Source organism: Moorena sp. SIO4G3 (assembly GCF_010692305.1).
In the GTDB taxonomy this organism is placed as follows: domain Bacteria; phylum Cyanobacteriota; class Cyanobacteriia; order Cyanobacteriales; family Coleofasciculaceae; genus Moorena; species Moorena producens_A.
In genome coordinates this window covers 1-6,219 of sequence record NZ_JAAHIG010000467.1, presented here as the reverse complement: position 1 = coordinate 6,219, position 6,219 = coordinate 1, and the positions used below count along the sequence as shown (strand labels likewise).

Annotated in this window: 1 protein-coding gene; it reads left to right on the top strand. The window is 44.9% G+C overall.

Annotated features, from left to right (window positions below; translation table 11 throughout):
- The first annotated feature begins 789 nt into the window (after positions 1-789).
- Complete coding sequence (locus F6J99_RS40175; protein WP_293121761.1) at positions 790-6,114, top strand: non-ribosomal peptide synthetase; 5,325 nt, start codon at positions 790-792, stop codon at positions 6,112-6,114.
- The last annotated feature ends 105 nt before the right edge of the window (positions 6,115-6,219 follow it).

Sequence of the window (6,219 nt, the reverse complement as noted above, 5' to 3'; positions counted from 1 at the left end):
GTCGGAGCCCATGAGGAATCGGCCTCCGTCCAGGTCGATGAACGCGCTCGGCCTCGGATCACCCATGTGTCAGGTGCTGGTGATTCCCTCTTCGAGCTTCGCGATCACCTTGTCATAGCGTTTCTAGGACTCATGAGGTACAGCATTCTTTGACGTTGATTCCCTTTTAGGTGCGCTTGACCTATTAAGAATTAAATTCGCTTGATTGTCGCACCTCTTAATGCAGCGCATCGCTATTCTATATTCTCTATTCCCCTCTTGGGAGGGGTTAGGGGTGGGTTCCTGTTCCCTGTTCCCAGATCCGCTGTTCCCTAAAATCTAGAAATTGTGTACCTCACAAGTCATATAATTGCTATATCCATTTAACCTCTATTTTGTCAAGTCTTATTTATACACAATAGGGACTATTAACCTGGGTATTATAGAAAATAATTTGATTTAAACGCTTTGCAACAAAAGATTATAACTTGGTCGCAAGTGCCCATACCACCAGTTTGCCTTGAGCGCCAAACTTGTCTGTGAAAATTTTTGAAATAGCAATCGTAAATCAGTTGTAAAATCTTAAAAATCTGAAATCTTTGCAGGGCTTGGGTTAGAGCATAAGTTCGGCCACTATATTTTACAAATCAGATCGGATTTCTAGAGAATCGCTTCATTGAATTTACATAAATCCTCGTAATATGGTATTACTAGGGTTAATTAGTATGGCTTGCTCTGAACCTTCCAATAGAAGGTTGACGCTTACCATATTTTTATAAAATTACTTGAAAATTAGGGATAGTTTTTGACATGAGTACTTATAAAACACAATTGAGCAACGTTAGCTTAACCGAACAGCAAGCCTACTGGAAAAAGCGACTAAGTGGGGAACTGCCGGTTTTACAAGAATTTTTAAATGAGCAGCGATCGCCACTTCAGACATTTACTAGATCTAGGGAAGCTTTGCAACTCGATCAACAGCTCTATATAGAGCTAACTAAATTTTGTAGGTGTGAAAACATTACTATATTCACCGCAATTTTAGCTATATTTAAAATTATTTTACTGCGTTACACGGGGCAGAAAGATATCATTGTTGGTTCTGTATCTACCGATAGTATTCGGGAGACAAAGTCAGGAAATACGGAAAATTTTTCTAATCCAATAGCACTAAGGACAAACTTATCAGGTGATCTAAGTGCTAGAGAACTTTTAAAGCGGGTTGCTAATACAATTGAGGAGGCTAGAGAAAATCGATATTACCCATTTGAGAAGTTACTTGAGGAATTTAAAACAGATGAAGGGTTAAGCATAGCATCAATTTTTCAGGTAATGTTGGTATTGTGTAATCTGCCATTTTGTATTTCCAAAATACCGATAGATAAAGAGCATTTGAAAGAGCATTTAGCAAACATCTCCGAACAAATTGACAGCTGTGCTCTGGTGATCATGGCTTCTGAGGAAGAAGGGAGTTTAACCATAGAGTGTGAATACAACTCCCAGTTGTTGGATTCAGCAACAATTCAGCAAATTTTGGGGCATTTCCAGACTTTGCTTGAGGCCATCGTTGCTAATCCAGACCAGTGTCTTGCCACTTTACCACTTTTGAGTGTAGCTCAAGAGCAGCAGCTACTACTTAAGTGGAATGATACGGAGCTAGAGTACCCCCTGGACAAATGTATCCATCAACTATTTGAGGAGCAGGTAGAGAAAACTCCAGAGGCCGTAGCAGCAGTTTTTCAAGCAGAGCAGCTAACCTATCGGGAGCTGAATCGACGAGCTAATCAACTGGCCTATTATCTGCGTTCGCTGGGGGTAGGAGCAGATGCGCTAGTGGGTCTTTGTGTAGAGCGTTCTCTGGAGATGCTGGTGGGACTGCTTGGTATTCTCAAAGCTGGTGGCGCTTATGTGCCTTTAGATCCAAGCTATCCCCAAGAACGCTTAGCTTTCATGTTATCCGATGCTAAAGTTTCAGTGCTGGTCACTCAAGAAAAGTTGCTGAATCAATTGCCAGACCATGGGGCAGATGTAGTTAACTTGGATAGAGATTGGACAGTAATCTCCAACAACAGTGAAGAAAATCCCGTTAGCGATGCCACAGCCGAAAACTTGGCTTATGTGATCTACACATCCGGTTCCACAGGCAAGCCTAAAGGAGTGTTGGTAACTCATCAAAACCTAGTTCACTCAACTCAGGCTCGTATTGAGTATTACTCCGAACCCCTAACTAGTTATCTGTTGTTGTCTTCCTTCGCTTTTGATAGTTCAGTAGCAGGTATCTTTTGGACTTTGTGTGAGGGGGGAAGCCTGGTGCTACCCCACCAAAACTATCAGCAAGATCCTCGACAACTGACTAGTTTAATTACTCAGCATCATGTTTCTCATTTACTGTGTTTACCATCTTTATATGCTCTAATTTTGGCACAAGCAACTTCCAAACTTGTTTCCCTACAGGCTGTTATTGTTGCAGGAGAAGCTTGTACTACAGATTTAATTACACTGCATCACCAACAACTTCCAGACACATCCCTTTATAATGAGTACGGTCCGACAGAGGCAACAGTATGGAGCAGTGTTTATAAGTGTCAGCCTCAGGCAGCACTAGCTAGAGTGCCCATTGGTCGCCCCATTGCTAATACACAAATCTATCTACTAGATAGCCATCTCCAGCTCGTTCCCATTGGGGTTCCTGGAGAAGTATACATTAGTGGTGCTGGAATTACTAGAGGTTATCTGAATCGTCCGGAATTGACTGAAGAGAGGTTTATCCCTAACCCCTTTAACAATTCAAAATTCAAAATTCAAAATTCAAAATTTAGCGATCGGCGTTCGCGAAGCGTGGCCAAAGGCCTCAGCCGCGCCAAAGGCGATCGCTTTTACAAAACAGGAGATTTGGCTCGTTATTTACCTGATGGTAATATTGAGTTTATCGGTCGTGTGGATCATCAAGTAAAACTTCGTGGTTTCCGAATTGAACTCGGGGAAATTGAAGCCTTGCTGAGTCAGCATTCGCAAGTGAAGCAGAGTGTTGTTTTAGCTAGGGAAGATACACCAGGGGATAAACGATTGGTGGCTTATGTTGTTCCTAACGAAGAAGCCAATAAAATAGCCAGAACTGAGCAAGTTGAGCAATGGCAGGAAGTCGATAACGCCATTTATAGCCAATCCACTCCTGTGGCTGACCCCACGTTTAATATTATTGGTTGGAATGATAGCTATCAGGGTGAGCCGATTCCAGAACAGGAGATGCGGGAATGGGTAGAGCAGACAACAGCACGGATTCTTGCCTGCAAGCCAACTCGGGTGCTGGAGTTAGGTTGCGGAACAGGGATGCTGTTATTTCGGATTGCCCCCCATTGTTCTAAGTATGTGGGAATTGATATTTCCCAGGAAGCTTTGGACTATATTGAGGAGCAAATTGAGCAATTAGATGGCAATTGGTCCGGTGTCGAGCTTTGCCAGGGAGCTGCTGACAATTTTGAGAGTATCGAACCTCAGTCATTTGACGCAGTCGTTATCAATTCAGTCGTTCAGCATTTTCCCAGTATTGATTACTTAATAGAGGTGCTGGAAAAAGCAGTGCAAGCAGTTACTCCAGGAGGCGTTATCTTCGTCGGAGATATACGAAGTTTGCCGTTATTGGAAGCTTTCCATAGCTCTGTGCAACTGTATCAGGCTCCGGAACAGCTATCTGGAGAACAGTTGCAGCAACGCATCCAAACCAGGATGAGCAATGAAGAGGATTTGGTCATTGACCCAGAATTGTTTGTCGCTCTGCAGCACCACCTCCCCCAAATTAGTCATGTCGATATTCAGCTCAAGCGTGGTCGTTATCATAATGAGCTGACACGATTCCGCTACGATGCCATCCTTCATTTAGGGTTATCGGAAGCCGTCTCTTCTACTGTAGAACCTAACTGGTTAGACTGGCAGCAAGATGAATTAACCTTACCCTCTGTGCGCCAGCTACTCCAACAGAGCCAACCTGAAATGCTGGGTATCAAAACTATTCCCAATGCACGTTTGGTGTCAGAAGTCAAGCTTTTAGAATTACTAGACCAGGGAGAGTTAGCTACTGTAGCCGAACTCAGGGAGGCATTAAAACAGGAAAAAACCGTTGGGATAGAACCAGAGGATTGGTGGGACTTGAGCCAGCAGCTACCCTATACCATCTATATCAACTGGTCTAGTTCCCAAGCAAAGGACTGCTATGATGTCATTTTTCGACATCATCTCACTACTCCCTGCACCCCATACCCCACACCCCCAGGTCAAGCCAAGCCTTGGAAAGACTACGCTAATAATCCCCTTCAGGGTAAAGTAGCTCGCCAACTCGAACCCCAACTGCGCCATTATTTACAATCAAGTTTGCCTAACTACATGGTGCCAGCCGCATTTGTCACCCTTGACAAAATGCCTCTGACTGCTAATGGAAAAGTGAATCGTCGTGCCTTACCGGCTCCAGAAAGGTCCCGTCCGGAATTGTCCACAGCACTGGTCATGCCTCAGTCACAGACAGAGGAACTGATTGCTCAGGTTTGGCAGGATATGTTGCAGTTAGAGGTAGTAGGGATTAATGACAATTTCTTTGAGCTGGGGGGTAATTCTTTACTACTAATCCAGGTTCATAAACGATTAGTTGAAGCCTTAAAGGTTGAGCTACCAGTGGTCACGCTGTTTCAGTACCCTACCATTAGCAGTTTAGCCCAACACTTAAGCCAGCAAGAGCAAAACCAACCAGTTTTCAAGACTCGTAAGCGAATTAGTCAACAAGTTGAACATGATTCTATCGCCATTATTGGCATGGCGGGGCGGTTTCCAGGAGCCAAAGATATAGAGACATTTTGGCAGAATTTGCTGGATGGAGTCGAATCAATTTCCACTTTTGCTGAAGATGAATTGGAACCAGCGGATCCCGCTTGGCTGAAGAATCCTAACTATGTCAAAGCTGGTGCAATTTTGGCAGATATTGACCAGTTTGATGCGGGCTTTTTTGGCTATAGTCCCAAAGAAGCAGCAATCCTAGACCCCCAACAACGAATTTTATTGGAATGTGCTGTGGTTGCCCTTGAGGATGCTGGATACGACCCAGAAAGCTATCCAGGAGCGTTCGCGAAGCGGAGGCCGAAGGCCACGCTACGCGAACGGCTTTGCCGAATCGCTGTTTATGCAGGTGGAGGCATCAATACCTATCTAATTAATAACGTTAGTCCAGGTTTGGGTTACGCTAACAATCGTTCCTTTTTGGAAACCGTTGGTGACGTGCAAATGACTATCGGACAAGCACCAGATTTTCTGCCCACGCGGGTGTCCTACAAGCTCAATCTAACCGGACCAAGCGTGAATATTCAAACCGCTTGTTCCACAGCACTAGTAGCGGTCCATAGTGCTTGTCAGAGTTTGCTAAACACGGAGTGCGACATGGCATTAGCAGGGGGAGTTGCCATCCGCTTGCCCCAAAAAACGGGCTACCTTCACCAAGAAGGAGCAATATTTTCCCCGGACGGGCATTGTCGAGCCTTTGATGCCCAGGCTCAAGGAACAGTATTTGGGAATGGTGCAGGAATTGTAGTTCTCAAACGCCTATCGGATGCGATCGCAGATCAAGATAGTATCTATGCAGTTATCAAAGGCTCGGCCATTAACAACGATGGTTCGTTAAAGGTCAGTTATGCTGCACCCTCAGTAGAAGGACAAGCTGCTGTCATTTCTGAAGCTCAAGCCGTTGCTGGAATTGATGCCAGTACGGTGAGCTATATCGAAGCCCACGGCACTGGTACTCCCCTTGGGGATCCGATCGAAATTGCCGCACTAACCCAAGCCTTTCGACAAACCACTGCAGAAACAGGCTTTTGTGCCATTGGTTCGGTGAAAACCAATGTGGGACATCTAGCTAATGCTGCTGGTATCGCAGGCTTGATTAAAACCGTACTGGCCCTCAAACACCAGCAAATTCCCCCTAATCTGCACTTTGAGCGACCCAATCCCAACATTGATTTTGAAAGTAGTCCTTTTTACGTTAATACCAAGTTGTCGGCATGGGAAGCCAAGGATACTCCCCGCCGTGCTGGGGTGAGTTCTTTTGGTATGGGAGGAACGAATGTTCATGTGGTGTTGGAGTGCGGCTCGTTCTGAGGTAGGAGCCTCCTGAAACAGGAGGGGTATGACCCAGAAGATTCGCGGGGTAAAAACCCCGAATCTTAACTATCAGTTGGATGGTGGTGAAAACCCACCCCATTA

Coding starts and splice junctions, on each gene's coding strand:
- F6J99_RS40175 (WP_293121761.1), top strand. CDS start 790: ATGAGTACTTATAAAACACAATTGAGCAACGTTAGCTTAACCGAACAG.